Source organism: Pseudomonas sp. IT-P218, from assembly GCF_949767605.1.
Classification (GTDB): domain Bacteria; phylum Pseudomonadota; class Gammaproteobacteria; order Pseudomonadales; family Pseudomonadaceae; genus Aquipseudomonas; species Aquipseudomonas putida_AE.
In genome coordinates, this window is record NZ_CATKQQ010000022.1 from 196,741 (window position 1) to 222,079 (window position 25,339).

A 25,339-nucleotide genomic window follows, 5' to 3' on the forward strand; every position below is an offset into this window, starting at 1 on the left:
GATGCGGGGCTTTTTTTCGCCCAGGTTTTTATAGCGTCAATTCTGGCCCCTTCGCGGGCAAGCCCGCTCCTACAGTGGTACGCGGCTAACCTGTAGGAGCGGGCTTGCCCGCGAAGAGGCCCTATCTTTCAATACAACTTATGACCTTGTTTATTATCAACCATCGACACTTTATCTGTCGGCCTGGTCAATAAATTACTGAGCGACTGGTCAAACTTCTGCAGTGCCCTTACTTGCACATTCTGCTGTTCATTAATATCGGCAACGATCTCTTCACTGCGTTTATAGTCGGCCCACACCGGGCTCAGTGCTACGGCGTCATGGCCTCTTGCAGTGCCGATATAGTTGAAGTTGCGATCATAGAAGTCGGCACTGACATTGGCCTCGACGTCCGAACTGCGCGAGGTGATCAACTGGCTGCGGCTGTCGACGATTGCAACCACGTCCGGTTTCGCCGCCTTGAGGCTCTGCATGTCCGGGTACACCGTGACCGAACCGAACTGCCGTTGCAGCGAGGCCTTGACCCAGTCCACCGCCAGGTCGGGCTTGGACGTGGCGACATAGGCATCGTGAATCGGTTGAACCAGCAGGCTCTGGCCAAAGCCGGTGCCGGCATTGGCCTGGTATTCCTGCAGGTAGACGCGATTGGCCTGGGTATTGCGGCTGTAGACCACGCCCAGGGAAACGTCATGGCCGTTGGGAATGCTGGAGGCGCTACTGCGACCTACGGGGGCGGTGAAGATGCCGTCCAGCGAAGAGACCGCGGTAGGTGCCGTGGGAATCGAGCAGCCGGTTAACAGGGCCGTTATTGTCAACGTACTGACAAGTGCAAGTTTCATGGTGTTTCTCCACTGAAACAACATCAGTCGGAAAGTTAAGTTGCCGGGCATGGCCGGCAGTGACTTCAGACTAAACCGGGAGTCACTGAATGAAATAGCCAATATCCGCTATTATCCGGTGATCAATAGTTTTATTTGGTTTAAAGAAGTGCGGTTAAGTGCCCTGGGAAATAAAAAGACCCCAATCGCAGATTAAAGCCTTTTTATTTATGGCTGTTCGTTCAGCGATCAGTCTTTCAAGGGGACCAGGACTTTTTCGTCCGGCGACAACACCATGAACACCAACAGTTTTGCAGGTTGGGTTGCGCTGGCGTTTTTCGAGACCAGATGTTCCGAGCCAGCGGGTTCGTACCAATACTCACCGGCCTTGTACGTGATCTCTTTTTCGCCCTTCACCTGAGAAGTGATCGACCCCGAAAGCACATAGGCCATGGCCGTGCCGTCATGTTTGTGGGCGATCGACGCTTGGCCTGGCTTATAGTCGACCTCGATCATCAAAGCCTTTTTGCCTGGGGCGTTTTTCAGCATCTGGTCCTGCAACACCGTGACCTTTTCTGAAGGATCACCGGCCTCATGGGCAAACGCCGAGGTGCAAACGGTCAAGGCAAGGGCAGCGAGAGAGAAGCGCAAAACGTTCATGGTTGATCACCTGCAGTGGTTAGTCGTCAGGGAACAATCTATGGCGTCGGTGGGAACAAACAAACAGCCAATTTTCGGGAAGGACAGGGGACCAATGTGCGGCGATTGAACGAAAAAGATCGCAGTCCCCGACCACGTTTGCAGAGGTACCCATACTCTGCAAGCGCGACCAGGGACTGCGATCTTAACCGTGTTTATCTGATCGGAAAGCTGTTGAAGTCGACGGCGTTGGCCAACTGGCAATCGATCAGGTCGATGAAGCCTTGCACCTGGGGACTGTTGAAATGCGATTGCATGGCCGTTTCCGATTGCCAGTGGGCGCTGACGGTCCAACGGTTACTGTCCTCAGGGCAGCGGTCGACCATATAGGATTCACAGCCCGGTAGTTCGCGCAGGGTATCGACAATTTTTTGCAATTGCTGACCCAGTTCATCCGAGCGGCCGGCGACGGCCTGCACCTTTACGGTATTGATCACGTTGTAGGACATTGGCACACACTCCTGAATCAGGCCGGACGAATCCTGCTCATTGAGGGATAACGCCTATGCAGGATAGGCCTGCACCTCCGGACCACCAATAGCCAATCGCTTAATAAAGCCGCAGACCAATCCGTCAGGCAACCTGCTGCAAAATGTCCCGAAAACGATCCAGGGCGATGTCGATGTCCAGGGTCTCGATAGCGCCGAAACCGAGGAAAAACCCGGCCTGGGGCGCTTGCTGATAGAAAAAGCTGTCGATGGCATAGAGCCCGACTTCAACTTTTTTCGCCAGCTCGATCACCAGTGCCACATCCACTGGCACCTTGCACAGCACCACCATGTGAAAACCCGCCGTGGTCGGCACCGCCTCGAGCCAGGGCGAGAGATCACCGGCCATGCGCGCCAGGATACGCTCACGCCGGCCCGCGTAGATCGTGTGGCAGCGACGAATGTGCTTGAGCAGGCAGCCTTCGGCGATGAATTTGGCCAGTGCCCATTGGGGCAGGGTGGAGGTGTGCAGGTCGGTGAGCTGTTTGGCGCGCACCACCGCCTCGAGAATCGCCGGCGGCAGGATCGCGTACCCCAGGCGCAGCTCCGGCAGCAGGGTTTTCGAGAAGGTCCCGACATAGGCGACGATCCCGCGTTCATCCATGCTTTGCAGCGAGTCCGTGGGGCGGCCTTCGTAGCGGAATTCGCTGTCGTAGTCGTCCTCGATGATGATCGCGCCCAGTTCATGGGCCTTGGCCAGCAAGGCGATTCGCCGCTCCTGGCTCATGGGCATGCCCAAGGGAAACTGGTGGGACGGGGTGACGTAGATCAGCCGCGTTCCGCGGGGGATTTGCTCCACCACAATGCCTTCGGCGTCCACCGGTACGCCCATCACAGTGGCGCCGTGGGTGCCGAACAACAGGCGCGCCGGTGGATAACCGGGGTCTTCCATGGCCACGATGCTGCCAGGGCGGGTCAGCACCCGGGAAATCAGGTCCAGGGCCTGTTGCGCTCCGTTGCACACCACCACGTCCTCATCCCGGCAATTGACCCCGCGAGAAAAGGCGATGTGTTGCGCGATGGCATTACGCAGGGCCGGCAGGCCTTCAGGCAGGCTGTAGAAACCCTTGGACCCGGCAATCTGGCGCAACGCATGGGACGTGCAGCGGCGCCAGTCGTCCTGGGGGAACTGGCCCTTGCTGGTGGCGCCGCCAATGAAGTCGTAACGCAGCGAGCCTTCCAGCGTCGGGTGGCGCAGAAATACCGGAAGTTTGCGCCAGGACTCGATCACCTCAAAGCCGGCGAGCTCGTCAGGGCTCTGCTTGCGCTCGACTTTCGTGGCCCGGGCGTTGACGTAGGTGCCTTTGCCGATCACCCCGGTGAGGAAGTTTTCATAGGTCAGCTGGGCATAGGTATCGGAAATGGTCTTGCGTGAAATGCCCAGTTGCTCGGCCAGCAGCCGGCTTGGCGGCAGTTGCGAACCGGCTGCCAGGCGGCCTGATTCGATAGCGCTGCGCAGTTGCTTGTACAACTGGCCCGCCAGGTCCTTGCGGCCGTTAATGACGACGTGTAGTTCCATACCGGCAAGGCTCCTGGGCTGTTGAGGCGCGTGTGCATCGCGCCAGATTAACCGCAACTTGTGTTTATACATAAGTTGCGTGCAGGAAAAACCGCCAATTGGTCTGCAGCCCGGTGGTCCACGGAAAATTCGCCCAATTGGATCTGTAACGCCGCGTTATCAACGACTACCTTGGGGGCACATCGTCGCTACCTGAGATCGCGCCATGAAACCCCGCCTGGATTACTACAGCGCCTCGCCCAAGGCGATGAAAGCGATGATCGCCATGGAAGCCCTGACCAGTAGCCTGAGCATCGAGATGGCGCTGCTGCACCTGGTCAAGATCCGTGCCTCGCAGCTCAACGGCTGTGCGTTCTGCACCGACATGCACTCGGTGGACGCCCGGCGCCTGGGCGAGACCGATCGCCGCCTGTATTCGATTGTGGTCTGGCGCGACAGCAACTTCTTCAATCCGCGCGAGCGCGCGGCCCTGGCCTGGACCGAGGCGGTGACGCTGCTGTCCCAGGACCATGTGCCGGATGAAGTCTACGAGCAGGCCCGGGCGCAATTCAGCGAAGCTGAACTGGTCGATTTGACCATTGCCGTCACCACCATCAACAGCTGGAATCGACTGGCCGTGAGTTTTCGCCAGACACCCAGCGCCTGAGCGCCTGTCACACGTCTTTCATGCACGATGTGCAAGATGGAGCTCCCGGTGAAAGACCGACAGGGAGTCATCGATGTCATTCATGGAAACCCGCAGTTCGCTGCCTGTAGCGCAATATCGCGCAGCCTTCGATAAATCCACGTCCTGGCGCACCCGTGCGGCGCAGATCGATCCGCTGCTGGCGCAGTGCTTCAGCGTCACCGCCCGCTGCGGCTGCTTCATGCAGGCGGCTCGCCGCCTCAACATCAAGGCGACCCGGTTGCGCCAGCAATTGACGCAGCTTGAAAGGCAGTTGCAGTGTTCGCTGTTCAGCGCTTCGGAGAACGGCCTGGTGCTCAGCCGTGACGGCCTGCAACTGCACAGGCAGCTGACCGCGCTGGCGCACGAACGCGACTTGCCGGTGATCGAACAACCCCGGGTGCGCCTGGCCGTCGCCGAGACCATCCTGCACGACATCCTCGGCCGCGACCTGGTGGCGTTGCTGCGACGCAATGCCAGTGCGCGTCTGGACATCATCAGCCTCGACAGCGAATTGTCCCTGCAGGCTGTCAGTGCCGATGTCGTGGTGTGGCTGGCGGGGCCCGATTCGCCGATGCCGGGACCGAGTTTCGCCGTCAGCGAACCGCGATGCCTGGCGCGACTCGACTACGTGCCGCACATCGCCAAGCGTTATTCCCGGGTCGCCGCGCGGCCGGAAGGCCTCGATGACCTCGCCGACTTCATGCTGGTGCAATGGCAGCATGATCGGCAGATCGACAGTTTTCGGCCATGGAACGACCTGGTCGACCAGCGCCTGGCCGGGGTCGTGCAGTCGCATTCCTACGAATTGATGCTGGAGATGGTCCGTTGCAGCGCCTGCATCGGCCTGTTGCCCGGCTACATGAGCCACTTTGATCGTGGCTTGATCGGTTTGCCGGGGTTGTTCGGCCAGCCGATGCAGCGCCAGGTGTGGATGGCGGTGAATGCCGAGTCCCTGGGTGAGGTGCAGGTGCAGACGATTGTCGAGTTGATCCAGAATACCTTCGAAGAGCGGCGGGAGTGGTTCGAAGGTTAGACAAGGCGAATAACCCAGTCGCCGGGATTTTTCCTGGGGACTGGGCTTGGCAGGTTTTGACTAGGACGTTTTGAAGCCAGGTTTGCCATTGGCGGCTCGCCATTCTTTTACTTTAGCCACAATAGCTTCCGGGGTGGATTCTTCATCGGATGCGGCGTAGTAAATCAAGTCAGACCCATCTGGATGCTCTGCGATAGCTTCGAACTCCAAAACCGCGGCCACTTGTTCTTTTTCCGTTTTGTAGGTCGATTCACAGATCATTTTAACAAACAGCAGAAACTCTGCTTCTGTGTGCTCTTCAAATTTTCTAATGCTCATATTGATTTCTTCTCATTATGTATCTGGCCGTGTAGCTTCGGAGTGACTATGCGAATGTTATCGACGTCGAAAACCTTTCCTTCTTTCGATAGGTATGTTACATGATGAAGCTCAAATTTGACTTGCCCTCCGACTCTATCTCCTTTTTTAACGAACGGTGCGCGACCGCTCTTCATCTCGAAAATGTTATTGCTCCGGAATTGTTTCGTTAGCTCCGGGTCATTTGCCACCGTTTTCCAAAGCTGTTCTCGAAACGATCTGAAATTCCTGAATTCTCTACCTCTCAACTGATCGGCAATGTGCGTCGGAATTGGCACTCCTTCACCTTGCGACGATGTTTCTAACCACACACCCGACACGTTTTGCCCAGTACCCGTTGCAACCCCTGCATCCTCCCGCGGATCCCTGAACACAACATAAATCGGTGGTAGACCCGAGTCTGCCGGGAATACGGTGATGAAGTCATCAAAGCCAGCTTCCGCAACCGCTGGAAAGGTGTCAATCCTCCCCTCAACAGGCGTAACCGATGCACCAGTGTAGACCGGTGGAGCAGGCAACTCAGCAGGCGAAGTGGTTGAGCTGTTTCCTGGATTGACGATGGGAGTCCACGTCAAGGTTCTCGGTGGCGTGTCTGTAGTCTGGACGCTGTAGACAATCTGCTCAGCGTTAAAAGTAGCAGTCACGACCCGCACGTTTGCCGGAACGCTCACGCCATCGGTCAAGGCGACAAATACTTCTGACAGATCCTCCGCCGTTGATTTCGAACTGATACGAACGGGCAAAACAACGCTACCACCAGCGGCGGCAATTGCTGACAGATCTTGCCCTTGATCAGGCGCCAGATCTGCGAGGGGAATACTCAATGCGTAACGCCCGGGCAGTTCCCCATTCGCCAGCTTGGGCGAATAGATCAATGCAGAAACGCCAACAAATAGACCCGCAGCGGTGCTGGCCACAAAACTGGTCAACGCAGCAATGGCGGAACGGATGGCCGCCTGCAGGGTAAGTGCCGTCTCTATGGCCGCTATGTTTCCCGCCGAAGTCAATACAACCGGGCCTGTGGATGAAAGTGGCCCAGATGCATGGAACGTATTGGCGCTACGGATAGCCTCCTCTAGCTGACGGGCCTGTTCTGCTGCCAACCGCTGAGCCTCTGCCTCAGCGGCAATCCGCGCTTGTTCTTCAGCGATGCGCTTGGCTTCCGCCAGTGCAGCAATTCGCGCCTGTTCAGCAGCTTCGGCAGCGAGTCTTTGCGCCTCTGCTTCAGCAGCGAGTCGAGCCTGTTCCGCTGCTTCGGCCGCCAGGCGCTGTGCTTCGGCCTCAGCAACGAGACGAGCCTGTTCCGCCGCTTCGGCCGCCAGGCGCTGAGCTTCGGCCTCAGCAATGAGACGTGCCCGTTCTGCCTCTTCAACGGCCATCAATTCGGCTACGATATCGGTTAGACGGTCATTGAGGATTTTCGCTTCCGAATTCAATAGGCGAGCGCTCAATGCCGCCTTGTAGGATTCAATCCAGTCCTGCGCGAATATGTAGTATTCGATGGGTGGCCAATTTCCAGGGCGCATCCTGAATCCAGTCGTCGGATCCGCTCCGTCGTACGATTGGGCGATAGCCAGTTGGGCTTGGTAATCTCTTGCCTTGTGCGCAATAAGCGCCTTGATTGCTGTTATTTGTAATGCCAGTTTTCCACTGGGTGTTGAATCCTTGATGGCCGCCTCAGCGGCAATTGCGGAAAGCTCCGCCACACTTTTTTGGATCGTTGAGTTTGCGCTTGCCTCATATTCATTTTTTGCTGCCTGGCTTCCCTCAAAGAGTAGTTTGTCAGTTCTTCTTATAATTTCTCCATGGACACTTGCTGTCCATCCAGGTACGGGTGGAGGTCCATATCCACCGCCAAACCCATCGATTGAATAATCCTGTTCTGTATCGGGAGTAATGACAATGGGGCCAATATCTAATTGTTTGAACATAACCTTTCCTTGGTTAGGGGGTATCAAAACAATAAAGCAAAATATAACGTGGGTGCACGGTTCAGTATCCAGCTGCCTGGTACTCGTGCAAGTAGTAAATTAATACATTTGTAACGAGCTCTGGTCTCTTGAGGAGATTCGCAATAAGCATAGGTTGTTTGTTTTAAAAATGAATCTACGAATACCACCACGGATTTTTTGCCGCTACAGCACTGCTAATTGGCGTACTCTTCTTATATTCCCGCCCAGTGCAAAGCGGTATAGAGTAACTGGCCATGCCTGTCTCAAGGATGAATCACCCATGACCGCCACCGACGCTGTCATCACCCTCGAACGCCTCAACGATTCCCACGTTGAAGGCATCACCGCGCTTTACCGCGAACCGCTGGTTGCCCGTCAAACGCTGCAAATGCCGTTTCCGTCCTCCGAAACCTGGCACAGACGCCTGGCGACGGACAACGAGCGGGTTTTTCAACTGGTGGCCGTGCACCAAGGGACGGTTATCGGCAGCATCACCCTGGAACAGTTTTCCCGTATCCGTCGCAGCCATGTCGGCAACTTCGGCATGGGCGTAGCCCCTGCGTGGCAGGGCAAGGGCGTGGGTTCGACACTGTTGGCGGCGGCGCTGGATATCGCGGACAACTGGATGAACCTGCGGCGGGTCGAGCTGAGCGTGTATGCCGACAACGAAGCCGCCATCGGCCTGTACCGCAAGTTCGGTTTCGAAAACGAAGGCCTGTTTCGCGACTATGCGGTGCGTGACGGTGCCTTCGTCGATACCTTGAGCATGGCGCGCCTGCGCCGCATGCCCGGAGCCGATTGATCGCTCGCCAGGGGTAAACGCCACCGCTCGTACGTTTAGTCGTACGTCGGTGGCGCGCATCTGCCATGCTCAATGTCCGCAGCACTGCTCCAACCATAGGAACACCGCAATGGACGATGTACAGCAACTGGGTGAGATGCTTCGCCACTACGCAGAAAGCGAAGCGCACAAGAAGCAGCTGTTCGAGACGCAATCGAGCGAGTGGGCGGCGCGCATTGGTGAGCTGTTCGACCAGATCCAGCAATGGCTGGAGCCGGTCAAGGCGCCCCATTTGCTGGAGGTCAGCCGCGAGGCGTATGTCGCGTCGGGGCCGAGCGTGCCGGTGGAGAGCTCCACCTTCAAGACTGAAAAGCTGAGCATCCTGATCGCCGGCAAACCGGTGGAGTTCGTGCCCGACGTGATGGGTGTCGGCGGTCAGATTTCACTGGCGGTGATGGGGTTTACCGCGGCGCGTTATGGCAGCGTATCGCTGGTCTGCCTGCCGCCGTCCACGAGCTGGCAGTGGCGCAAGACCAATGGCTTGAAAGACCCCGATACCTTTGCCTTCGACGGGAATTTCCTCGCCCAGCAGTTGCAGAGCCTGATTCCTCGCGAACGCGGCTGATCCAAGACCGCGATGGCTGGCTAGCCAGCTCCTACACGGGTTGTACGGTCCCTGTAGGAGCTGGCTTGCCAGCGATGGCGTCCTCAGCTTCACCTCAAACCTCCAGATTTCCCCAACCCTTTCGAGGCTCTTGCGGCGCCACCGCATTGATGGTCTTGCCCGTCGCGGCTTCCACCCGCCGCGCAACCTCCGGATCATCGGCAAACGGAATCAAACTGGCATCGTCCAGGCTTTCAGCCGTCTGATGGCGCAGGCAGTACTCGATGGCGACCCACCCAAACACCACCCCCAGGATATTCAACAGGATCTCGGCCATCAGGCTATCTGCGCCTCACGTTCAGCCATCGCCACGTCAGCCACCCGCACCGTGCGCCACAGGTTGTATGCCATCACCAGCATGCCGGTGAGGAACAGCACACCCCCGGCAAAACGCACCACGAACCCCGGGTGGCTGGCCTGCAAGGCCTCGACGAAGGAATAGGTCAGCGTGCCGTCGTCGTTGATCGCGCGCCACATGCGGATCAGAACCAGCATGACGTGAATGCGCGGGGTATTTCTCTGATATGGTTTTTCCACATATGGCTGAATCTGTTACGAAGATTAGCATCGGTCCATAGTCATATGCCTCTGTAGGAGCGAGCTTGCTCGCGAAAAACCCGAGAGCGCCACGGGGTGTCTGGCTTCACGCGTTATCGTTGACGTCCATCGCGAGCAAGCTCGCTCCTACAGGGTTATGCGCCAAATCCTGTTGAGGTATTTACATGTATCAGTACGACGTGCAGAACGGCCTGTACATGCAAAAGCACGTTGCCGGAGGTCTGGATGGCGTGCATCCACCTGAGCCAGTCGTTCGAGGATATCCGGCACCTGGGTCAGGCGGTGAGTCAAGTTGTTCATTGGCAGGGCTGACGTTTTCGCGAGCAAGCCCGCTCCCACATTTGATCTTCAGAGTTCACAAAATCTGTGACCCGAACAGATCCAATGTGGGAGCGGGCTTGCTCGCGAAGGGGCCTTGGGATCAGCCACCAATCACTTCAGCGCCGGATCTCCCATGTTCATTTTCTTCCAGCCCTGCAACAACACCTGGGCCTTGGGTTCCTGGCCGTTATCCAGGTAGTACTGGATCAACGACAGCCGGGCATTACGGTTGGCAGGCTGCACTTTCAACAGCCGTTCCAGCTCCTCACACGCCGCATCGACCTTGCCGCTGTCATGCAGGGCCACGGCCAGCACGTAGCCGTACTGCGCACTCTGCGGCTCCAGTTGTGCGGCCTTGCGCAGGAACGGCATGGCCTGTTCGGCTTTGCCGGCGCGCACCAGTGACAAGCCCTGGGTGTGTTGCAGCAGTGCCGCATCCGGGTGTTCCTTCAGGCTTTGCGCCATCAGCGCCTGGGCTTCCTGGCTGCGACCATTGGCCTCCAGCCACTGCACCAGGGTCACCAGCGCCGGGTAGAAGTCCGGGTCGCGCTGCAGTGATGTGCGCAACAAGCCTTCGACCTCTGCGGTGCGGCCGTTGGCCTGATAGAGCATGGCCAGGTTGATGTTGGCTTCGGCGCGTTCGGCCAGGCTCTTTTGCACGGCTTCGTATTCGCCGATGGCAGACTCCCAATTGCCCTGGGCGCTGCCCAAGCCATTGCGGGCGACGCTGAGCAAGTCGCGGGCCGCCGCGATGCGCACGGCCTTCACCGGGTCGCTCAACAGGGGCGTCAACAGTGGCGCACGCTCTGGCGGCGGCAGGAATGCGCTAATGGCACGGATGGCGCTTTCGCGCACTTGCGGTGCCGGGTTGGCCAGGTCCTTGGTCGCCAGTTTCAGCGCCTGCTCACTGGGGTACAGCGGCAACTCCGTCAACAGCGTCGCCCGTTGGATCGCCGGCAGGTTGCTGCGTTGCAGTTGCTCGTACAAGGCTTGCGCGGCGCCGGGCTGGCCGTTGCGAATCAGCCACAGGCTTTCGTCGTAGCGTGGGGCTTGCAAGGCGCTGGCGTTGGCCGTGTTCCAGAGCTTGAACTGCTCGGTGACCTTGTCGCCGGCCTTGCCCTGGTGACAGGTCAGGCAGGCGTCCGGCGTGCCGAGTTTTTTCGCGCGCTCGGGGTTGGGGATGCTGAAACTGTGGTCATGCCGGAAGTCGTTGCCCATGTAGAACTTGCCGGGCATATGGCAATCCACGCACTGCGAACCTGGCTGGCCCATGGTGTGGCGGGTATGTTCGATGGAGTCGTAGTTCTTCGCTTGCAGGCCTTTGCCGTCGACGGTTGCCACCGGTGTCTTGCCGGCGGTGTTGTGGCATTGCAGGCAGACGCCGTTACCCGGTGCCTTGAGTTCGCTGCTGTGGGGGTTGTGGCAGTTGCTGCAACGCACCCCCTTGTCGAACATTTTGCTCTGGGCGAAGGAGCCGTGCTCGAACACTTCGTCCTTGATCTTGCCGTCCAGGGCGTACAGCTCGCGGGTCAGGGCGCTTGGCAGGTAATCATCCATCAGGCGCTTGCCGACGGTGAAGCCATCGCCCAGCGGCGCGCGGCGCGAGTGACAGCGGGCGCAGGTTTCGATTTCGACGGTGGCGTTCTTGTCCTTGAGGTCGACGGCGAACCCTGCGTGGATCAGGTCGGTCTTTTTCGCCGTCCATTCCAGGTGATTGGAAGCCGGACCGTGGCAGGCCTGGCAGCCGACGCCGAGGCTGTTCCACTGGCCGTCGAAGGTGTTTTTCGCGGCATCGAAATTGCGCTTGTAACCGGTGGTGTGGCACTCGACGCACATGAAGTTGGCGTTCTGGCTGGGTTTGCTCCAGTGCAGCGGGTCCTTGAAGGTCACGCCCTGGCCCGGATAGAGATGAAACCAGCGGTGCTTCTCGGTATCCCAGGCGATGCCCAGGGCTTGCAAGCGACCTTCGCCGACTTCGATCAGGTACTGCTGCAACGGTGCGATGCCGAAGGTGTAGGCGACCTTGAAATCGGTGTTCTTGCCATCGATGCCGGGGGTGTTGACCCAGAATCCGTCGTCCTTGCGCGAGAAGCGGGTGGTTTCGTTTTCGGCTTTGAAAGTGACGTTGTTGAAGTCGCCCAGCATGGTCTCGGCGTTGGCTTCCTGCATTGCCAATTGGTGATGGGAACCTTGCCAGTCCTTGACCTGGGCGCTGTGGCAGCCCTGGCATTGTTGTTCGTCGACCATTTTCGCCGGCGCCACGGCAATGGGTTGCGGTTGTGGTTTGGCGGGCTGTGCGACAGGTGCGCTGACCGGCGCAGGGGGCACGGGGGCCGGTTGGCTGCTGAACAGGAACCAGCCGATGCCCGCGACCGCCAGCAGCAGGATGCCGATGGTGACGGGGAACAGGTAACGATTGATCAGGTTCGGTTGCGAATCAGGGTTTGGCTTTGCTGCGTTATTTTTATGTGTCGGCATTACGACTTCCGTAGTCCAGGTGCGTTTGCCGTCAGGCGCGCGTTGAGGCTCGAGGCAGCTTTGCCGGAAGGGCGGCGTGTGTCAAATGATGGTTTTGGTGAAGCGGATGGCCCCTTCGCGAGCAAGCCCGCTCCCACAGGGGAACGCATTCCAATGTGGGAGCGAGCTTGCTCGCGATAGCGATCTGTCATTCCCCGACAAACCAGCGGAAATACGGATTCCCGCCATCCCCGCGCATCACCTCGCGCACATCCCTGGCCCAGGCATCCCGGTCACCGTCATACGCATGCAGGCTTGCCCGGTAGAACTGCATCAGGCGTTGCCGATGAGCATTCATGCGCTCGTTGAACCCGGCATCGGCATTCACCAGCGGCGGCGCAACGTGCAAGTCCAGCAGGGCTGGCAGCACTCGGCTGATTTCCTTGGCTCGCACCCACGGCGCGTATTCGATTCGAGGCTGATCGTCCGTCACCGCGGGGGCGTCAGCGGCGAAGCGCTCCAGGCCGGCGCGATCGGTCACCCAGGTCGCGAGCAGAGCGGCGGCCGAGCCGATGCCGACGTCCTGCAAGGTGCTGCGTACGTTGTCCTGCTGGAAGCGCTGGTTGATTTTCGCCGCATCCAGCTCTATCGGCTCCATCGAGCCCACCAGCAGCATCTCGTGGAACTCGCTGGTCCACAGCGTCGCGTAAGGGAAGACATCGAGGAAGCTGCGCACCAGCGAACGCGCGTCGTCGATGTTCTGCGTCGGCAATGGCAGCCACTGGGCGACCAGGCCCTGTTTCTGCAGGCGGCTGGCGGCCAGTTGATAGAAATCCCGGGAATACAGGTTGACCACGCCGGCAGCGGAGGGCGGTGGCGGTTCCAGGGTGATCAGGTCGTAGGGCTGCGGGTTGCGCAGCAGTTCCTGGCGACCGTCGCGCAGGCGCACGTCGACACCCGGGTCGGCAGCCGCATTGAAGTTGCCCTTGAACAAGGGCGCCGCCTTGACCACCGAAGGCAGCAGCTCGGCGACCACCCGGTGTTCCAGGCCCGGATAGCGGGTGAGGGCACCCGCCGTGATGCCCGTACCGAAACCGATCACCAGCGCCGAACGCGGTTCGCCGTTGTGGATCAACAGCGGCAACAGCGCCTGAATCCGCATGTAGCGCAGCGAAGGCATGGCATCGCCGGTATTGGACACGCCCTGGATGTACAAACGCTGGAACGCCCGCTGGCCCTTGCCCTGGGTGACCACGGCCACGGTGCCGCCGCGTCCTTCCTCGTAGAACGCCAGGGTACCGTTGCGCGCGCCGGGCAGCAGGCTGGCCAGTTTGTCCACCGGGGTCAGCAGCGCCAGCGCCAGCGAGACCAGGCCGACCGCGATCACACCCTGGCGCCGGCCTTTCTTCACGCCATGACCCTTGCGCACCGCAAAGTAGCCGATTCCGGCGGCGATGATCGCCAGCAATCCCAAGGTTCGTACCAGCCCTAGCAGCGGGATCAGCACAAAACCGCAGAGCATCACCCCGACGATGCCGCCCAGGGTATTGAACGCTACCACCTCACCGACATTTCGCCCGACATGCTCGCGCCCGACGCTCAGGCGCAGGGCCACGGGAAACGCCGCGCCGAGCAGCACGGTCGGCACGAACACGATGCTCAATGCGGCCACCGCAAAGCGTACGCTCATGCCCAGCAATTCACTGGCACCCCATGACAACACCCAGGCTTCGGCCACGCTTTGCGCGAGCACTAGCCAGCGCCCCAGCAGGGCAATTTCCAGCAAGGCGATCAAGCCGGCACCGGCGATCAGCAGGCCGAACACCCCCCAGGGATCGCGCAGGCGATCGACCCGTCGGGCGAGCAGGGCGCTGCCGAGGAACAGCCCGGTGAGGTAGGTCGCCAACACCACGGCAAACGCGTAGGTGCGGGTACTCATGAACTGCACGATGGATTGCGACCAGACCACTTCGTAACCCAGGGCCACCCCACCGGCAATCGAGTACAGCCACAGGGCCAGGCGATCCGGCGCCTTGTTGGCGTGGTGCTTGACCGGTGCCTCAACGGCGGGCGAACGATGGCGCTGGAACCACAGGGCGCCCGCGGCCGCCAGCAGGTTGAGCATCGCGGCGGCCAGGGCACTGCCGCGCACGCCGAGGGTGGCGATCAGCACGAACGCAGCGAGCAGCGTGCCGGCGATGGCGCCGGCGGTGTTGGCCGCGTACAGGTGGCCGCCGGCCTTGCCCAACTGCTGCGGGTCGCTGGCCAGGGAGCGAACCAGTACCGGCAACGTACCGCCCATCAGCAGCGCCGGAACGCCCACCAGCACAAACGGCAGCACCCAGGCCAGCAGGCCGATGTGTTGTTCCAGCCAGGCGAAAGGGCTGGCCGCGACGCTCATGGCGAAGGTCGCGCCGACACCCAGCACCGCCACCAGCACTTCCAGCCCGGCGTACAGCAGCACCGGTTGCTGCAGGCGGTCCGCCCAGCGGCCGAACAGCAATCCACCCAGGGCCAAGCCAGCGAAAAATGCGCTGATCCCGGTGGTGATGGCGTACACCTCGACGCCCACCACCAGCGACAGCTGCTTGATCCACAGCACCTGGTACACCAGCGCCGCGGCGCCGGAGACGAACAGCAGCAGGGCGGGGATCAACAGCGCCGGGGAGGCGACGTGGGGGGCGGGTATGGCCGACGACTTGCTGGCGACACGTGAGGACATTGCGGATTGCCTTGTTCCGGTTCAAGAACACCTGTGACTGTGCCGTCCCTTTCGCGAGCAAGCCCGCTCCCACATTTGGAACGCGGCCCCCTGTGGGAGCGGGCTTGCTCGCGAAGGGGCCGATGCGGTCCCAAGTCGAAAATAAGTCCGCTCGCCGGTGAAGGCGAGCGGCGGTCAAGCGGTCTTACTGTGCAGCTTTCATTTTTTCAGCAATTTTCGCATCTACCGCAGCACGGATCTGGTCAACGCTGAAGCTGGCCGGTTTCTGGCTTGGTGGGTAATCGATGAACGTTTGCAGGAACGCAGCCGACTTCATGACTGCCATTTCAGTCAGGTAAACGTTCTTGGTGGTCCAATCGTAGTATTGGTCGGAAACGATGTCGGCCCTTTCGTACGGGTCCATCCGCAGGTTGAAGATTTTCGGTACGCGCAGGCATACGAACGGTTCGCTCCAGACTTTGAAGCCGCCAGGTGCGCGCTGCTCGCAGAATACCGCCTTCCAGTTATCGAAGCGCATCGACACCAGCACGCCGTCGTCGTTGAAGTAGTAGAACTCCTTGCGCTCGCTTTTAGGCTGTTGGCCGGTCAGGTAAGGCAGCTGGTTGTAACCGTCCAGGTGCACCTTGAAGTTGTTACCGCCCGAAGTCGGTGCCCAGCCTTTGAGCAGCTTGTTTTTTACGTCAGGCTCACCCACGGCAGCCAGCAAGGTCGGGAACCAGTCCAGGCCCGAGAACATCTCGTTGGACACTTCACCCGGTTTGATTTTGCCTGGCCAGCGAATCATGGCTGGAACCCGGTAGGCGCCTTCCCAGTTGGAGTTCTTCTCGTTGCGGAACGGCGTGGTCGCGGCGTCCGGCCAGGAGAACTGGTTCGGGCCGTTGTCAGTGGTGTAGACGACGATGGTGTTGTCGGTGATTTTCAGGTCATCGAGGGTTTTCAGCAGCTTGCCGACGTCGCCGTCATGTTCGAGCATGCCGTCCGCATAGTCGTTGCCGGGCATGCCGCTCTGGCCTTTCATCGACTCGCGTACGTGGGTGAACAAGTGCATGCGGGTGGTGTTCATCCAGACGAAGAACGGCTTGTCGGCCTTGGCCTGTTTCTCGATGAACGCTTGCGCCGCCGCCGTGGTTTCGTCGTCGATGGTTTCCATGCGCTTGGTGGTCAGCGCACCGGTGTCTTCGATCTTGCCGTCGGCGAAGCTGTGGATCACGCCCCGGGGTGACACGGCCTTGACGAACTCGGGGTCGTCCTTGGGCCAGTACGGACGCTCGGGTTCTTCTTCGGCGTTGAGGTGGTAGAGGTTGCCGAAGAACTCGTCGAAACCGTGGTTGGTCGGCAGGTATTCATCCTTGTCGCCCAAGTGGTTCTTGCCGAACTGACCGGTCGCATAGCCCTGGGATTTCAGCGCCTGGGCAATGGTGATGTCACGCTTTTGCAGGCCGACCGGTGCACCCGGTACGCCGACTTTGGATAAGCCGGTACGCAGAGGCGTCTGCCCGGTGATGAACGACGAACGTCCTGCCGTGCAACTGTTCTCCGCGTAATAGTCGGTGAACATCATGCCTTCCTTGGCGATGCGGTCGATGTTCGGCGTCTTGTAGCCGACCACGCCCATGGAATAGGCACTGATGTTGGTCTGGCCGATGTCGTCGCCAAATATCACCAAAATGTTGGGTTTATCGGCAGCCCCGGCCGTTGCCGAGATTGCCATCACCGACGTCGCGACCAGGGCGAGTTTGGGTAGCCACTTGCGTATGCGAGTCATAAGACTTGCTCCTTTTTGCTCATTGGCGTCGCTTGAATACGACAAACGTTTATTGCAGTCCTGCGTTACGCTTTCTTATTGCACTTGCCCGGTTGTGGCGGCATCGAACGGATAGATCCGGCGCCATTCGGCGGCCATGTCGACGACGGTCCAGCCACGTTTGTTTGCTTCGTCCAGCGCCTTGTCCAGCCGACCGATCTGCGATTGGCGGTCATAAGCCCATTCGCGTTTGGCGTCGGTGTGGTGCACCAGCCCCATGAATCGTTTGCCCGACCCGGCCGCGGTCCACTGCAGCATCTGCAGGTCGCCGTCGGAGTTGCCGAAGGCGAGAATCGGTCGACGGCCGATCACGGCGTCGATGCTCACCGGTTTGCCCGGCCCGTCATCGTTGTGCGCCAGTTTCGGGGTGCGCAGGATCGACGCCTGGCCATCCTTGTACTCAAAAGTGGTGACGAATGTGGTGCCGATCACCTGCTCGGGCGGGATGCCGTAGACCTTCTCGGCGAAGGCGCGCATGAAGCCGGTGTCGCCCCCGGAAACGATGTAGGTCTTGAAGTTCTGGCTGCGCAGGTAGTCGAGTATTTCCAGCATCGGCTGGAAGATCATCTCGGTGTAGGGCTTGCCGGTTTTCGGATGGCGGGCCTGGGTCAGCCAGGTCTTGGCGTAGTCGTCGAAGGCTTCGGTGGTCATGCCGGTGTGGGTCGCACCGAAGATTTTCATCATGCCGTCGAGGCCGCTGGCGGCGAGGGCCTTGTGATCGTTTTCCAGCACGGCCTGGAACGGCTGGGTGGTTTTCCACTCCGGGTGCTGCGCTGCGGTGCGCTTGACCTCTTCCAGGGCGAACAGAAACTCGAAGTACATCGGCTGCTCGCTCCACAGGGTGCCGTCGTTATCGAACACGGCGATACGGTCCTCGGGTTTGACGAAGTCCTTGCTGCCCTGATCGGTCACCGCTTGCACGAATTCGATGATGTTCTTTTTCGAGGGGCCGTCGTTCCATGACGGCAATGGTTCGGCGGCCTGGACCAGCAATGGCAGGCTCAGGGCAAGGGTCAATAGAAACCGGAAACCGTGCAGTTGGCGCAGCGATACGGAGCTCATCATGGGACATCCTTCTCGTGAACGGGGTTGAGTGGTCGCAGTGCGGTAGCGAGTGATTCCTGCTTGTGTTCGGCCAGACTATGCAGCGTAGTCAAGGATTCGTTGAGTTGGTGCAGCGCCTGATCCTTGGTCGGCTGGCGGCCGTAGCACGCACGCAGGAAGGCTTGCAGGCGCGGGCCGAAGCCGGTCAGCTTCAGGCCGTTGCGGCTGCGGCGGGTCCACAGGTACAGGGCGCCCAGTTGTGGCGGTTGGCCATCCAGTTGCGCCGGGATCTGGCGCCAGGCGTAGTCGGGCGATTGCAGCCACGCCGCGTGGCGGGCACGGCGGCGGGCCTGCCAGGCGAGGTGCGCGCGGTGCACATACGGGCGGGCAAACCAGGCGAGCAAAATCACGCCCGACAGCAACGCCAGCAGGCTCAGGGCAACACCCGAGAGGTGCAGGCGATTGCCCTGACCGAGTTTTTTCAGGTCTTCGGTAATCGAGAACACGGGCTTGTAAGCGCTGTTGGCGGCGGCGTCGAAGCTTACGGCCGGGACCTGGGCGATGCGGGTCTGCTGGCTGCTGGCGTCAAACCATTTCAGCTCGATGGCCGGCAGGTTGTATTGGCCTTGTTTGTCGATGCGGTAGGTCACGCTGTCGATGCGCTGGCCGCCGGTGAAGTTGCCGCGCCCGTCGTCCAGATTGCTGATTTGCGGGGTTTTCGGGTATCGGCTCAGACCGCTGACATCGCCCAGTGAAGGTGTCGGCAGCGACATGGCCAGGGCACCGTCAGCCTGAAGCGTAAGCTCTCGGGTGAGGCTGTCGCCAACTTTGGGCGGCGAGGACGAATCAACGATCTTCTGGCTGAACCGCAGCCCTTGCGCAACCAGCACCGGCTCGCCGGGCAGGAAACCTGGCGGTTGCGTCGCGGTGAAGTGCAGTGCTTGGCTTTGCGCGCTGAGCTCGCTGGTGGCCTGGCCCGGGGTGACCCGCACTGTCAGCGGTGGGATGTCGAAGGCCTGGGCCAGGTTTGGCGTGATCAGGTAGGTGTAGCGCATGCCGTTGAAGGATTTGCCGTCGAGCGTCTGGTTCAGGTGCTCGGCGTGGCCATCGGACGGCATCACCAGTGCACCGGGCAGTTTCAGGTCGGGCAGGGTGGGGGCGCTGGTGAACCAGGTGTCGGTGAGTACGTCCAGGCGCAATTCGACGAGGCTGCCGACCATGGCGGTGTCGGCGGGTTGCAGGGTGGCCTGGACGCGCAGGTCGGGTTCGGCGGCGAGGGTGGTGGTGCTGATCAGGCAGAGGAGCAGGGTACCGAGTTTTGTGGTGACTGATCTGGCGCTTTCGCGAGCAAGCCCGCTCCCACAAGGGATCTGTGGTGTACAAAAATCCCCTGTGGGAGCGGGCTTGCTCGCGAAGGAGGCGACTCGGTCTTTGAGAATGATCATGGCCTGCCTCCCACCTGATCCTGCAAACTGAACTTTTGTTTCAGGAACTTCGCCGGCGATGTCGTCAGGTTCTGCAACCACTGGGCATCCGACGCCGCCTGTTCGGTCTGCACCTGTTTGCCCTGGCCCTTGCCCGGTGCCTTGTCCATCTTGATTTCGTCGGGTTTGACCTCAGGGGCGTTTTTCTCCGCGTCTTCGGTGTCTTTCTGCAGGGCGATGGCCAGGGCCAGGTTGGCCGTGGCTTCGGGGAACTGCGGCTGCAACTTCAGCGCCTGGTTGTAGGCCGCGATGGCCTGGTCGAACTTGAAGCGGCGCACGTAGATGTTGCCCAGGTAGAAATACGCCTGGGGCGTTTCCAGGCGCGCGAAACTGGCCAGGGCCAGGTCGAAATCGGCGGCGTTGTAGGCGGCGATGCCTTTCCAGTACGGGTCGACGAAATGCGCGGCGGCCTGGGGGAAGTGTTCGTGCTCGAAGGCCCAGCGACCTTGCTGGTCCGGGGTGAAAAATGCATCGGTCAACGCATTGGCTTGTGCCGGTGCCGGTTGATAGCCAATACCGATGGCCAATAAAAGACCGGCCATCCAATTCACACTCCAGCCCTTGCGCACGCTGAAAAACGCCAGCAATAGCAGCGGCCAGCACAACCAGTAACCGGCATCCTTCCAGTGCAGCTCGCGCTGTTCATCGCTGGCCGACTGGAAGTGCTGCTGGGCGTGCAGGTCGACCCAATCCAGGTCGTCGTCATTGAGTGTCAGACTGCCCAGCGGCGCATCCAGGGCTGACGCCAGTTGCTTGAGGGCGGCCTGATCGAAACTGCCCAGCGCCGGGCGACCATTGCTGTCGGTGCGCGGCTGGCCGTTGGCATCGCGGATGATCCCGCCGTCTTCGCTGCCGACCGCGAGGATCAGCACTTGCAGCGCGCTGTCTGCCAGTTGTTTGTCCAGGCCGGCCAGTGCCGAGGTGTCGGCGCCGTCGGTGATCAGCAACAAGGTGCCTGGAGTTTTTTCCGCTGCCAGCAGGCGCTTGGCCTGCTCGATCACCGCGCCGACGTTTTTCCCCGGTTTGCCGATCAGTTCGGTGCCCAGCGCCTGGATGAAGGTGTCGAGCAGGGCCGGATCGTCCGTCGGCGGCAATACCAGGTGGGCGCTGCCGGCGTAGGCGATCAGCGCATTGCGCGCACCGGCGCGACGCTGGATCAGGTCATGCAGCTTATGCTTGGCCGCTTCCAGGCGACTCGGTTGCACGTCGGTGGCATCCATGGACGGCGACAAGTCAACGGCGATGATCAATGGCGCCCGGTTCTCCAGGAAGTCCGGGCGATCCTGTTCCCAGGTCGGCCCGGCGGCGGCAACCGCACCGATCATCAACAGTGCGCAGACCAGGTGCACCGGGCGTAGCCATTGCTGATCCTGCGGGGTAATCAGCAAGTGCGGCAGCAGGTGTTCGGCGATGTTGCCGCGCAAACGCCGCTGCAAGTCGCGGCTGCGGCGCCAGAGCAGTGGCAACAACGCCGCAAAAGGCAGCAGCAACAGCCAGAGTGGGCGCAGGAAGTGGAAGTCGCTGAGGTTGATCTCCATCTCAGGCCTCCTGCCGCTGGCGTGCGATGGCCAATCGAGGAGATAGCATGGCGATCAGGTGATAGAGCGCGAGCAAGGCAATCGCCGCCCCGAGCGGCCACCAGAACAGATCTCGTTTGGGTTGATGGCTGAGGGTGTTCACCTGATGCGGGGTGAGCTGGTCGAGGGTGCTGTAGACCTGATCGAGGGCGTTGCGGTCTTCGGCACGGAAGAACTTGCCACCGGTGGCCGTGGCGATCTGCTGCAATCCCTGCAAGTTGACCTTGGCTTCACCGGAAGCCTCGGGGTCGCCAATGCCGATGGTGTGGATCACCACGCCTTTGGCCGCGGCCATTTCGGCTGCGTGATCCGGGGTGATGGCGCTGCTGGTGTCGTTGCCGTCGGTGAGCAAAATCAGCACTTTTTCCTGCTCATGAGCCTGATCGAGCAGTTTCAGGCTCAGGCCAATGGCATCGCCGATCGCCGTGTTGGGGCCGGCCATGCCGATGCCGGTGTCGTCCAGCAACAGCGACAGGCTGGCGTGATCGAGGGTCAAGGGCGCTTGCGGGTACGCGCCGCTGCCGAACACGATCAGGCCCAGGCGATCCTCTTTGCGTTTGTCGATAAAGCCATGCACCACTTCCTTGACCGCGGCCAGGCGATTGATCTGCTGGCCGTTGGCGTCGGTGAAATCGGTGGTTTCCATGGACTGGGAAATGTCGATGGCCAGCATCAGGTCGCGCACCGGTTGCTGGCGCTCGATGGGTTGTTCCACGTACACCGGCCGGGACGCGGCCAGCAGCAACAGCGCCCACACCAACAGGTTCAGCAGCAACTGCCAGTGATTGGTGCGCGTACCGGCCTGACTCGGCGCCTGGCCGACCGCGCGGCTCATGGCTGCGAAAAACGGCACACGCACCGCGCTGCGCGCCTCACGGTAATCGGGCAAGAAGCGATAGCCCAGCCATGGCAAGGGCAAAAGCAGTAACAGCCAGGGGTAATCAAGCTGCCACATGGTGATGCTCCACCCAGTGTTTGCAGGTGTTGAACAGTTGCTGGCGCTGCTCGTTGGGCATGGCGCGTAACACGGCATCGGGTGCATAGGCCAGTTGTGCAAGCTGTTGGCTGAAATCTGCGGGCAGGAGGGCTTTACTGTGCCGTTGCAGGAAGGCCTGCCAATCCGCATTCTCGAGCGCTCCGGGACCCTGTAGGAGCTGGCTTGCCAGCGAAGGCGGCCGCCAGAACACTGCACGCCTCAAGGCCCCCTTCGCTGGCAAGCCAGCTCCTACAGGGGATGTGTTCGGCATGGAGATCGCGGTGCGTTTGAGCAACTCGGGCAATTCGCGCAACGCATTCAGATCGTCACTGCGCTTTTGCAGCTGCGCCAAGCGCACCAGGGCCTCACGGCGATAACGATCACGTCGCCATTGCACATAGCGCCGCGCGCTCAGCAGCACAACCGCCACCACCAACACAGCCAGCAGCACCCACCAACCCCAGGTCTGCGGCGCGTAACTGACCGGCGCGGGCAGGGCGATCTCCTTGAGTTGCTCGATGCTCGGCACATTCGGGTTCACCGCCGTGCTCCCGCTCGTTTGCCCAGCTCGGCGCGCAGTTGTTCGTGAGCTTCGGTGGCGGTGCTGAACATCATCAACGGCACCTGGCTGCGTCGCAGCAGCGTGGCCACGTCCTTGAGCCGACCGCTGAGAAAGTCACCCAACGGCTGGTGCACCTGGCGACGTTCCACCGCCAGTTCAACCTGCAACTGGCCCTGGGTGATCAGCAGACGGCCGTTCCTGGGCAGATTCAGCGCCAGCGGATCGTAGACCTGCATGGCGATCACATCGTTGTGCGCCGCCAGCTGCCGCATCAACTGCAAAGTGCGCTCGCCCGCGCCGGCAAAGTCGCTGACGATGCAGATCAGATGATCATGCCCGGCCAGCGCCAGGCACTGCTGCAAAACCTTGTCCAACTGGTCTTCGCCTTCGGCGTCGGCATTGGCCGCGTTGAGTTCCTGATTCTGCTGGGCGATGCGGCTGCACAAGGCTTCGATGCGCTTGCGGCTGCGCAGGGGCGCGATGCTGTCGATGCGCTGATCGTTGAACACCAGCCCGCCGACCCGATCCCCCGCGTTGAACACCATCCACGCCGCCAGTGCGCCGAGTTCGGCGGCGACGGCGGATTTGAAGCTGCGTTGCGAGCCGAAAAACATCGACATGCGCTGGTCGACGACGATCAACGCCGGGCGGTCCCGTTCTTCGGTAAAGGTGCGCACCACCGGTTTGCCGGTGCGCAGCGACGCCCGCCAGTCCAGATGACGCAAATCGTCCCCCGGCTGATAGCGGCGCAATTCATCGAAATTCAGGCCACGGCCACGCAGGCGCGACGCATGGTTGCCGGCCAGGATGCTGCCTTGAGGTTGGCGGGCAGCAAAACTCAGGTCACGGGCCTTGAACTCCAGCGCCATCAATTGCGCCAGAGAGACATAGACCAGACCGTCGACATTCATGCCGCAATCGCGACTTTGTCGAGCAGACGGTCGAGCACCTGATCGGCCGTTACGCCGTCAGCCACCGCGTCGTAGCTCAGTTGCAGGCGATGGCGCAGCACCGGGTGCACCACGGCGCGCACGTTGTCCGGCGAGACGAAGTCCTGGCCTTGCAGCCAGGCATCGGCGCGGGCGCAGCGATCCAGGCCGATTCCGCCGCGCGGGCTGGCACCGATGTTGATCCAGCGCCCGAGGTCGGCGTCGTAATCGGCCGGGTGGCGGGTGGCATTGATGATGTCGATCAGGTAGCGGTCGATGGCGGGGGACACATGCACCGCACTGACTTCCCGGCGTGCGGCGAAGATCACGTCCTGGGACAGCTCGAAGCCTTGTACCGGCGCAGTCTTGGCACCCAACGCCACTTCTTCCTCGCGCAGCAGGCGCAGCACCTGGCTCTCGTTTTCCGCGCTCGGGTAATCCAGCAGCACCTTCATCAGGAAGCGGTCCATCTGCGCTTCAGGCAGCGGGTAGGTGCCTTCCTGTTCAATGGGGTTTTGCGTTGCGACGACGATGAACAGTTCCGGCAGCGCATGGCTGTTGCCGGCCACGGTGATCTGCCGTTCTTCCATGGCTTCGAGCAACGCGGCCTGGACCTTGGCCGGGGCGCGGTTGATTTCGTCGGCCAGGATCAGGTTGCCGAACAGCGGCCCCGGCTGGAAGCGGATCTCGTTCTTGCCTTCGACCTGGTGCAGCACCTCGGCACCGGTAATGTCCGACGGCAGCAGGTCCGGGGTGAACTGGATGCGACTCATCTTCGCGTCCAGGTGTTTGGCCAGCGCCTTCACCGTACGGGTCTTGGCCAGCCCCGGCAGGCTTTCCAGCAGTAGGTGCCCGTTGGCCAGCAGGCCGACGAGAATCTGCCGGATCACCTGGTCCTGGCCGAGCACCGCTTCGGCGATGCTCGCTTGCAGGGCGTTAAGGTCGTTGAGTGCGCTCATGTCTGCTCCTAGAAAAACGCCAGGGTCATGTTGGCGGCGACGCCGTTGCCTTCAGGGCGGTTCTTGGTGTCGAACTCCGGCACCCAACGCAGGCTGAAGTTGGCCTGGGCATCGGCGAACTTGCCGGTCCAGCCAATCACCGGGCCGGCACCGACCGAACGCCCGCGAAAGCCACTGGAGGCGCCCGACCCGGAGTCATCGTTGATCTGCTGGATGTAACCGGCGGCCATGCCGGCCGCCCAGCCATTGCCGAAACCGTGGGTCCACAGCAAGTCCAGGGTGAAGAGGTCACCGTTCTGGTAGTCCGTCTCGTCGTTCTCGGTATAGAACTCCAGCCCACTGGACAGGGTGAACTCGCCGCCCTTGCCGTCGAGATGGGTGAAGGCCACGGTGGGCATGAAGGTGTAGGTGTTCTGTCCGGCGTTGGCCAGGCGATCGACGTCGTAGGCGCCTGTGGGCACGTAGATCGGCAGCGAGAACGAGATGTGGTTGACCTCGTCGAAGTGATAGCCGGCGGCGATCGGCGTTACCAGCATGTCGGCAAACTGGGTGGCCTTGTCCTCGGTGCCCAGGGTACGGCCACGGGGGCCGGTGATGCTCGCGGTAACGTCGGTGTACTGCACCGGCACGCCGATGGCCGAGGCGTAGTTCCAGCGACCCTTGCCGGTGTCCCAGACATGGGTGAAGTTGGCCATGGTGTAGGACACCTTCATGTCCAGGTCGGTACTGATTGCGCCACCTATCGGTATCTGAGAGTTGCCCTTGAGATCACCGTCGTACCAGATGCTGGTCAGGGACATCACCCAGCCCGGTTCCGGCGGCACGATCCCGGCATTGGAAAACACTTGTTGCCCGGTGATTGGCCGGCCAACGCCACCCTCGACTGCGAGCACCAGCGGACTACTGCCGACCAGGCACAGCGCTAACAACGAGCGCACTACGTAAGGCTTGATCATGACTTGCTCCGC

22 protein-coding genes and 1 pseudogene are annotated in these 25,339 nt (G+C 60.9%); 4 read left to right on the forward strand and 19 right to left on the reverse strand.

The window, feature by feature from the left end; translation table 11 throughout:
* Positions 1–128 precede the first annotated feature (128 nt).
* The 4 genes from ACM6I6_RS15060 to ACM6I6_RS15075 all read right to left on the reverse strand — a co-directional run bounded on the left by ACM6I6_RS15060 (position 129) and on the right by ACM6I6_RS15075 (position 3,524).
* Positions 129–839, reverse strand: coding sequence for an ATPase (locus ACM6I6_RS15060; protein WP_414920134.1), 711 nt, complete (start codon positions 837–839; stop codon positions 129–131).
* 228 nt (positions 840–1,067) lie between these two features.
* Positions 1,068–1,478 (reverse strand): cupin domain-containing protein, encoded by a 411-nt coding sequence (locus ACM6I6_RS15065; protein ID WP_323605799.1) that lies wholly within the window; start codon positions 1,476–1,478, stop codon positions 1,068–1,070.
* Between the two features lie 194 nt (positions 1,479–1,672).
* Positions 1,673–1,966 carry a putative quinol monooxygenase gene (locus tag ACM6I6_RS15070; protein ID WP_046818089.1) on the reverse strand — a complete coding sequence of 98 codons (294 nt, stop codon included), beginning with the start codon at positions 1,964–1,966 and terminating at the stop codon, positions 1,673–1,675.
* 124 nt (positions 1,967–2,090) lie between these two features.
* A complete protein-coding gene (locus ACM6I6_RS15075; RefSeq protein ID WP_274076969.1) occupies positions 2,091–3,524 on the reverse strand; it encodes a PLP-dependent aminotransferase family protein in 1,434 nt (477 codons plus the stop codon).
* Positions 3,525–3,729: 205 nt separating this feature from the next.
* On the opposite strand from ACM6I6_RS15075, the gene ACM6I6_RS15080 reads away from it, so the two are divergent.
* A complete protein-coding gene (locus tag ACM6I6_RS15080; protein ID WP_414920135.1) occupies positions 3,730–4,170 on the forward strand; it encodes a carboxymuconolactone decarboxylase family protein in 441 nt (146 codons plus the stop codon).
* A 73-nt stretch (positions 4,171–4,243) separates the two neighbouring features.
* Positions 4,244–5,224, forward strand: coding sequence for a LysR family transcriptional regulator (locus ACM6I6_RS15085; protein ID WP_323605794.1), 981 nt, complete (start codon positions 4,244–4,246; stop codon positions 5,222–5,224).
* 60 nt (positions 5,225–5,284) lie between these two features.
* On the opposite strand, the gene ACM6I6_RS15090 is transcribed toward ACM6I6_RS15085, so the two are convergent.
* Together ACM6I6_RS15090 and ACM6I6_RS15095 are read right to left on the reverse strand one after the other, a co-directional pair.
* Positions 5,285–5,542, reverse strand: a complete 258-nt coding sequence (locus ACM6I6_RS15090; RefSeq protein WP_274076966.1) for a bacteriocin immunity protein — start codon at positions 5,540–5,542, stop codon at positions 5,285–5,287.
* Positions 5,539–7,512 carry an S-type pyocin domain-containing protein gene (locus ACM6I6_RS15095; protein WP_414920136.1) on the reverse strand — a complete coding sequence of 658 codons (1,974 nt, stop codon included), beginning with the start codon at positions 7,510–7,512 and terminating at the stop codon, positions 5,539–5,541. Before ACM6I6_RS15095 ends, ACM6I6_RS15090 begins: the two co-directional genes overlap by 4 nt.
* Before the next feature lie 301 nt (positions 7,513–7,813).
* On the opposite strand from ACM6I6_RS15095, the gene ACM6I6_RS15100 reads away from it, so the two are divergent.
* The gene (locus ACM6I6_RS15100) at positions 7,814–8,335 is read left to right on the forward strand and encodes a GNAT family N-acetyltransferase (protein WP_274076964.1); all 522 of its coding nucleotides are present in this window, start codon (positions 7,814–7,816) and stop codon (positions 8,333–8,335) included.
* Between the two features lie 109 nt (positions 8,336–8,444).
* Complete coding sequence (locus tag ACM6I6_RS15105; RefSeq protein WP_274076963.1) at positions 8,445–8,939, forward strand: hypothetical protein; 495 nt, start codon at positions 8,445–8,447, stop codon at positions 8,937–8,939.
* 94 nt (positions 8,940–9,033) lie between these two features.
* Here ACM6I6_RS15105 and ACM6I6_RS15110 read toward each other — a convergent pair whose 3' ends face one another.
* From ACM6I6_RS15110 to ACM6I6_RS15170, 13 genes and pseudogenes are all read right to left on the reverse strand, one after another.
* The gene (locus ACM6I6_RS15110; RefSeq protein ID WP_274076962.1) at positions 9,034–9,255 is read right to left on the reverse strand and encodes a cbb3-type cytochrome c oxidase subunit 3; all 222 of its coding nucleotides are present in this window, start codon (positions 9,253–9,255) and stop codon (positions 9,034–9,036) included.
* Positions 9,255–9,455, reverse strand: a pseudogene (locus tag ACM6I6_RS15115) (cytochrome C oxidase Cbb3); the annotation flags it as partial. The pseudogene ACM6I6_RS15115 and the gene ACM6I6_RS15110, both read right to left, overlap by 1 nt.
* 513 nt (positions 9,456–9,968) lie before the next feature.
* Entirely contained in the window at positions 9,969–12,335 is a 2,367-nt protein-coding gene (locus ACM6I6_RS15120) for a tetratricopeptide repeat protein (protein WP_414920137.1), read from the reverse strand.
* Between the two features lie 187 nt (positions 12,336–12,522).
* A complete protein-coding gene (locus ACM6I6_RS15125) occupies positions 12,523–15,036 on the reverse strand; it encodes a fused MFS/spermidine synthase (protein ID WP_414920138.1) in 2,514 nt (837 codons plus the stop codon).
* A 184-nt stretch (positions 15,037–15,220) separates the two neighbouring features.
* Positions 15,221–16,801 (reverse strand): arylsulfatase, encoded by a 1,581-nt coding sequence (locus tag ACM6I6_RS15130; RefSeq protein WP_274076958.1) that lies wholly within the window; start codon positions 16,799–16,801, stop codon positions 15,221–15,223.
* A 75-nt stretch (positions 16,802–16,876) separates the two neighbouring features.
* Positions 16,877–17,905, reverse strand: a complete 1,029-nt coding sequence (locus ACM6I6_RS15135; protein ID WP_414920139.1) for an HAD family hydrolase — start codon at positions 17,903–17,905, stop codon at positions 16,877–16,879.
* Positions 17,902–19,329: a hypothetical protein gene (locus ACM6I6_RS15140; protein WP_414920140.1), complete on the reverse strand. Its 1,428-nt coding sequence runs from the start codon at positions 19,327–19,329 to the stop codon at positions 17,902–17,904. The genes ACM6I6_RS15135 and ACM6I6_RS15140 overlap by 4 nt, the downstream gene beginning before the upstream one ends.
* Positions 19,326–20,906 (reverse strand): VWA domain-containing protein, encoded by a 1,581-nt coding sequence (locus tag ACM6I6_RS15145; protein WP_414920141.1) that lies wholly within the window; start codon positions 20,904–20,906, stop codon positions 19,326–19,328. Before ACM6I6_RS15145 ends, ACM6I6_RS15140 begins: the two co-directional genes overlap by 4 nt.
* A gap of 1 nt (position 20,907) precedes the next feature.
* Positions 20,908–21,900 carry a vWA domain-containing protein gene (locus tag ACM6I6_RS15150; protein ID WP_414920142.1) on the reverse strand — a complete coding sequence of 331 codons (993 nt, stop codon included), beginning with the start codon at positions 21,898–21,900 and terminating at the stop codon, positions 20,908–20,910.
* On the reverse strand, positions 21,887–22,462 hold the full coding sequence (locus ACM6I6_RS15155; RefSeq protein ID WP_414920143.1) for a DUF4381 domain-containing protein: 576 nt from the start codon (positions 22,460–22,462) through the stop codon (positions 21,887–21,889). The genes ACM6I6_RS15150 and ACM6I6_RS15155 overlap by 14 nt, the downstream gene beginning before the upstream one ends.
* A complete protein-coding gene (locus ACM6I6_RS15160) occupies positions 22,459–23,394 on the reverse strand; it encodes a DUF58 domain-containing protein (protein WP_274076952.1) in 936 nt (311 codons plus the stop codon). Before ACM6I6_RS15160 ends, ACM6I6_RS15155 begins: the two co-directional genes overlap by 4 nt.
* On the reverse strand, positions 23,391–24,371 hold the full coding sequence (locus ACM6I6_RS15165) for an AAA family ATPase (protein WP_274076951.1): 981 nt from the start codon (positions 24,369–24,371) through the stop codon (positions 23,391–23,393). The genes ACM6I6_RS15160 and ACM6I6_RS15165 overlap by 4 nt, the downstream gene beginning before the upstream one ends.
* An 8-nt stretch (positions 24,372–24,379) precedes the next feature.
* Positions 24,380–25,327, reverse strand: coding sequence for a transporter (locus ACM6I6_RS15170; RefSeq protein ID WP_414920144.1), 948 nt, complete (start codon positions 25,325–25,327; stop codon positions 24,380–24,382).
* Positions 25,328–25,339 lie beyond the last annotated feature (12 nt).

Bases quoted from the DNA above. Each gene is read 5' to 3' on its own strand.
- ACM6I6_RS15140 (WP_414920140.1), bottom strand. From the start codon at position 19,329: ATGATCATTCTCAAAGACCGAGTCGCCTCCTTCGCGAGCAAGCCCGCT.
- ACM6I6_RS15070 (WP_046818089.1), bottom strand. From the start codon at position 1,966: ATGTCCTACAACGTGATCAATACCGTAAAGGTGCAGGCCGTCGCCGGC.
- ACM6I6_RS15150 (WP_414920142.1), bottom strand. From the start codon at position 21,900: ATGTGGCAGCTTGATTACCCCTGGCTGTTACTGCTTTTGCCCTTGCCA.
- ACM6I6_RS15095 (WP_414920136.1), bottom strand. From the start codon at position 7,512: ATGTTCAAACAATTAGATATTGGCCCCATTGTCATTACTCCCGATACA.
- ACM6I6_RS15135 (WP_414920139.1), bottom strand. From the start codon at position 17,905: ATGATGAGCTCCGTATCGCTGCGCCAACTGCACGGTTTCCGGTTTCTA.
- ACM6I6_RS15060 (WP_414920134.1), bottom strand. From the start codon at position 839: ATGAAACTTGCACTTGTCAGTACGTTGACAATAACGGCCCTGTTAACC.
- ACM6I6_RS15170 (WP_414920144.1), bottom strand. From the start codon at position 25,327: ATGATCAAGCCTTACGTAGTGCGCTCGTTGTTAGCGCTGTGCCTGGTC.
- ACM6I6_RS15090 (WP_274076966.1), bottom strand. From the start codon at position 5,542: ATGAGCATTAGAAAATTTGAAGAGCACACAGAAGCAGAGTTTCTGCTG.
- ACM6I6_RS15165 (WP_274076951.1), bottom strand. From the start codon at position 24,371: ATGAGCGCACTCAACGACCTTAACGCCCTGCAAGCGAGCATCGCCGAA.
- ACM6I6_RS15075 (WP_274076969.1), bottom strand. From the start codon at position 3,524: ATGGAACTACACGTCGTCATTAACGGCCGCAAGGACCTGGCGGGCCAG.
- ACM6I6_RS15145 (WP_414920141.1), bottom strand. From the start codon at position 20,906: ATGGAGATCAACCTCAGCGACTTCCACTTCCTGCGCCCACTCTGGCTG.
- ACM6I6_RS15065 (WP_323605799.1), bottom strand. From the start codon at position 1,478: ATGAACGTTTTGCGCTTCTCTCTCGCTGCCCTTGCCTTGACCGTTTGC.
- ACM6I6_RS15160 (WP_274076952.1), bottom strand. From the start codon at position 23,394: ATGAATGTCGACGGTCTGGTCTATGTCTCTCTGGCGCAATTGATGGCG.
- ACM6I6_RS15105 (WP_274076963.1), top strand. From the start codon at position 8,445: ATGGACGATGTACAGCAACTGGGTGAGATGCTTCGCCACTACGCAGAA.
- ACM6I6_RS15085 (WP_323605794.1), top strand. From the start codon at position 4,244: ATGTCATTCATGGAAACCCGCAGTTCGCTGCCTGTAGCGCAATATCGC.
- ACM6I6_RS15130 (WP_274076958.1), bottom strand. From the start codon at position 16,801: ATGACTCGCATACGCAAGTGGCTACCCAAACTCGCCCTGGTCGCGACG.
- ACM6I6_RS15110 (WP_274076962.1), bottom strand. From the start codon at position 9,255: ATGGCCGAGATCCTGTTGAATATCCTGGGGGTGGTGTTTGGGTGGGTC.
- ACM6I6_RS15100 (WP_274076964.1), top strand. From the start codon at position 7,814: ATGACCGCCACCGACGCTGTCATCACCCTCGAACGCCTCAACGATTCC.
- ACM6I6_RS15120 (WP_414920137.1), bottom strand. From the start codon at position 12,335: ATGCCGACACATAAAAATAACGCAGCAAAGCCAAACCCTGATTCGCAA.
- ACM6I6_RS15125 (WP_414920138.1), bottom strand. From the start codon at position 15,036: ATGTCCTCACGTGTCGCCAGCAAGTCGTCGGCCATACCCGCCCCCCAC.
- ACM6I6_RS15080 (WP_414920135.1), top strand. From the start codon at position 3,730: ATGAAACCCCGCCTGGATTACTACAGCGCCTCGCCCAAGGCGATGAAA.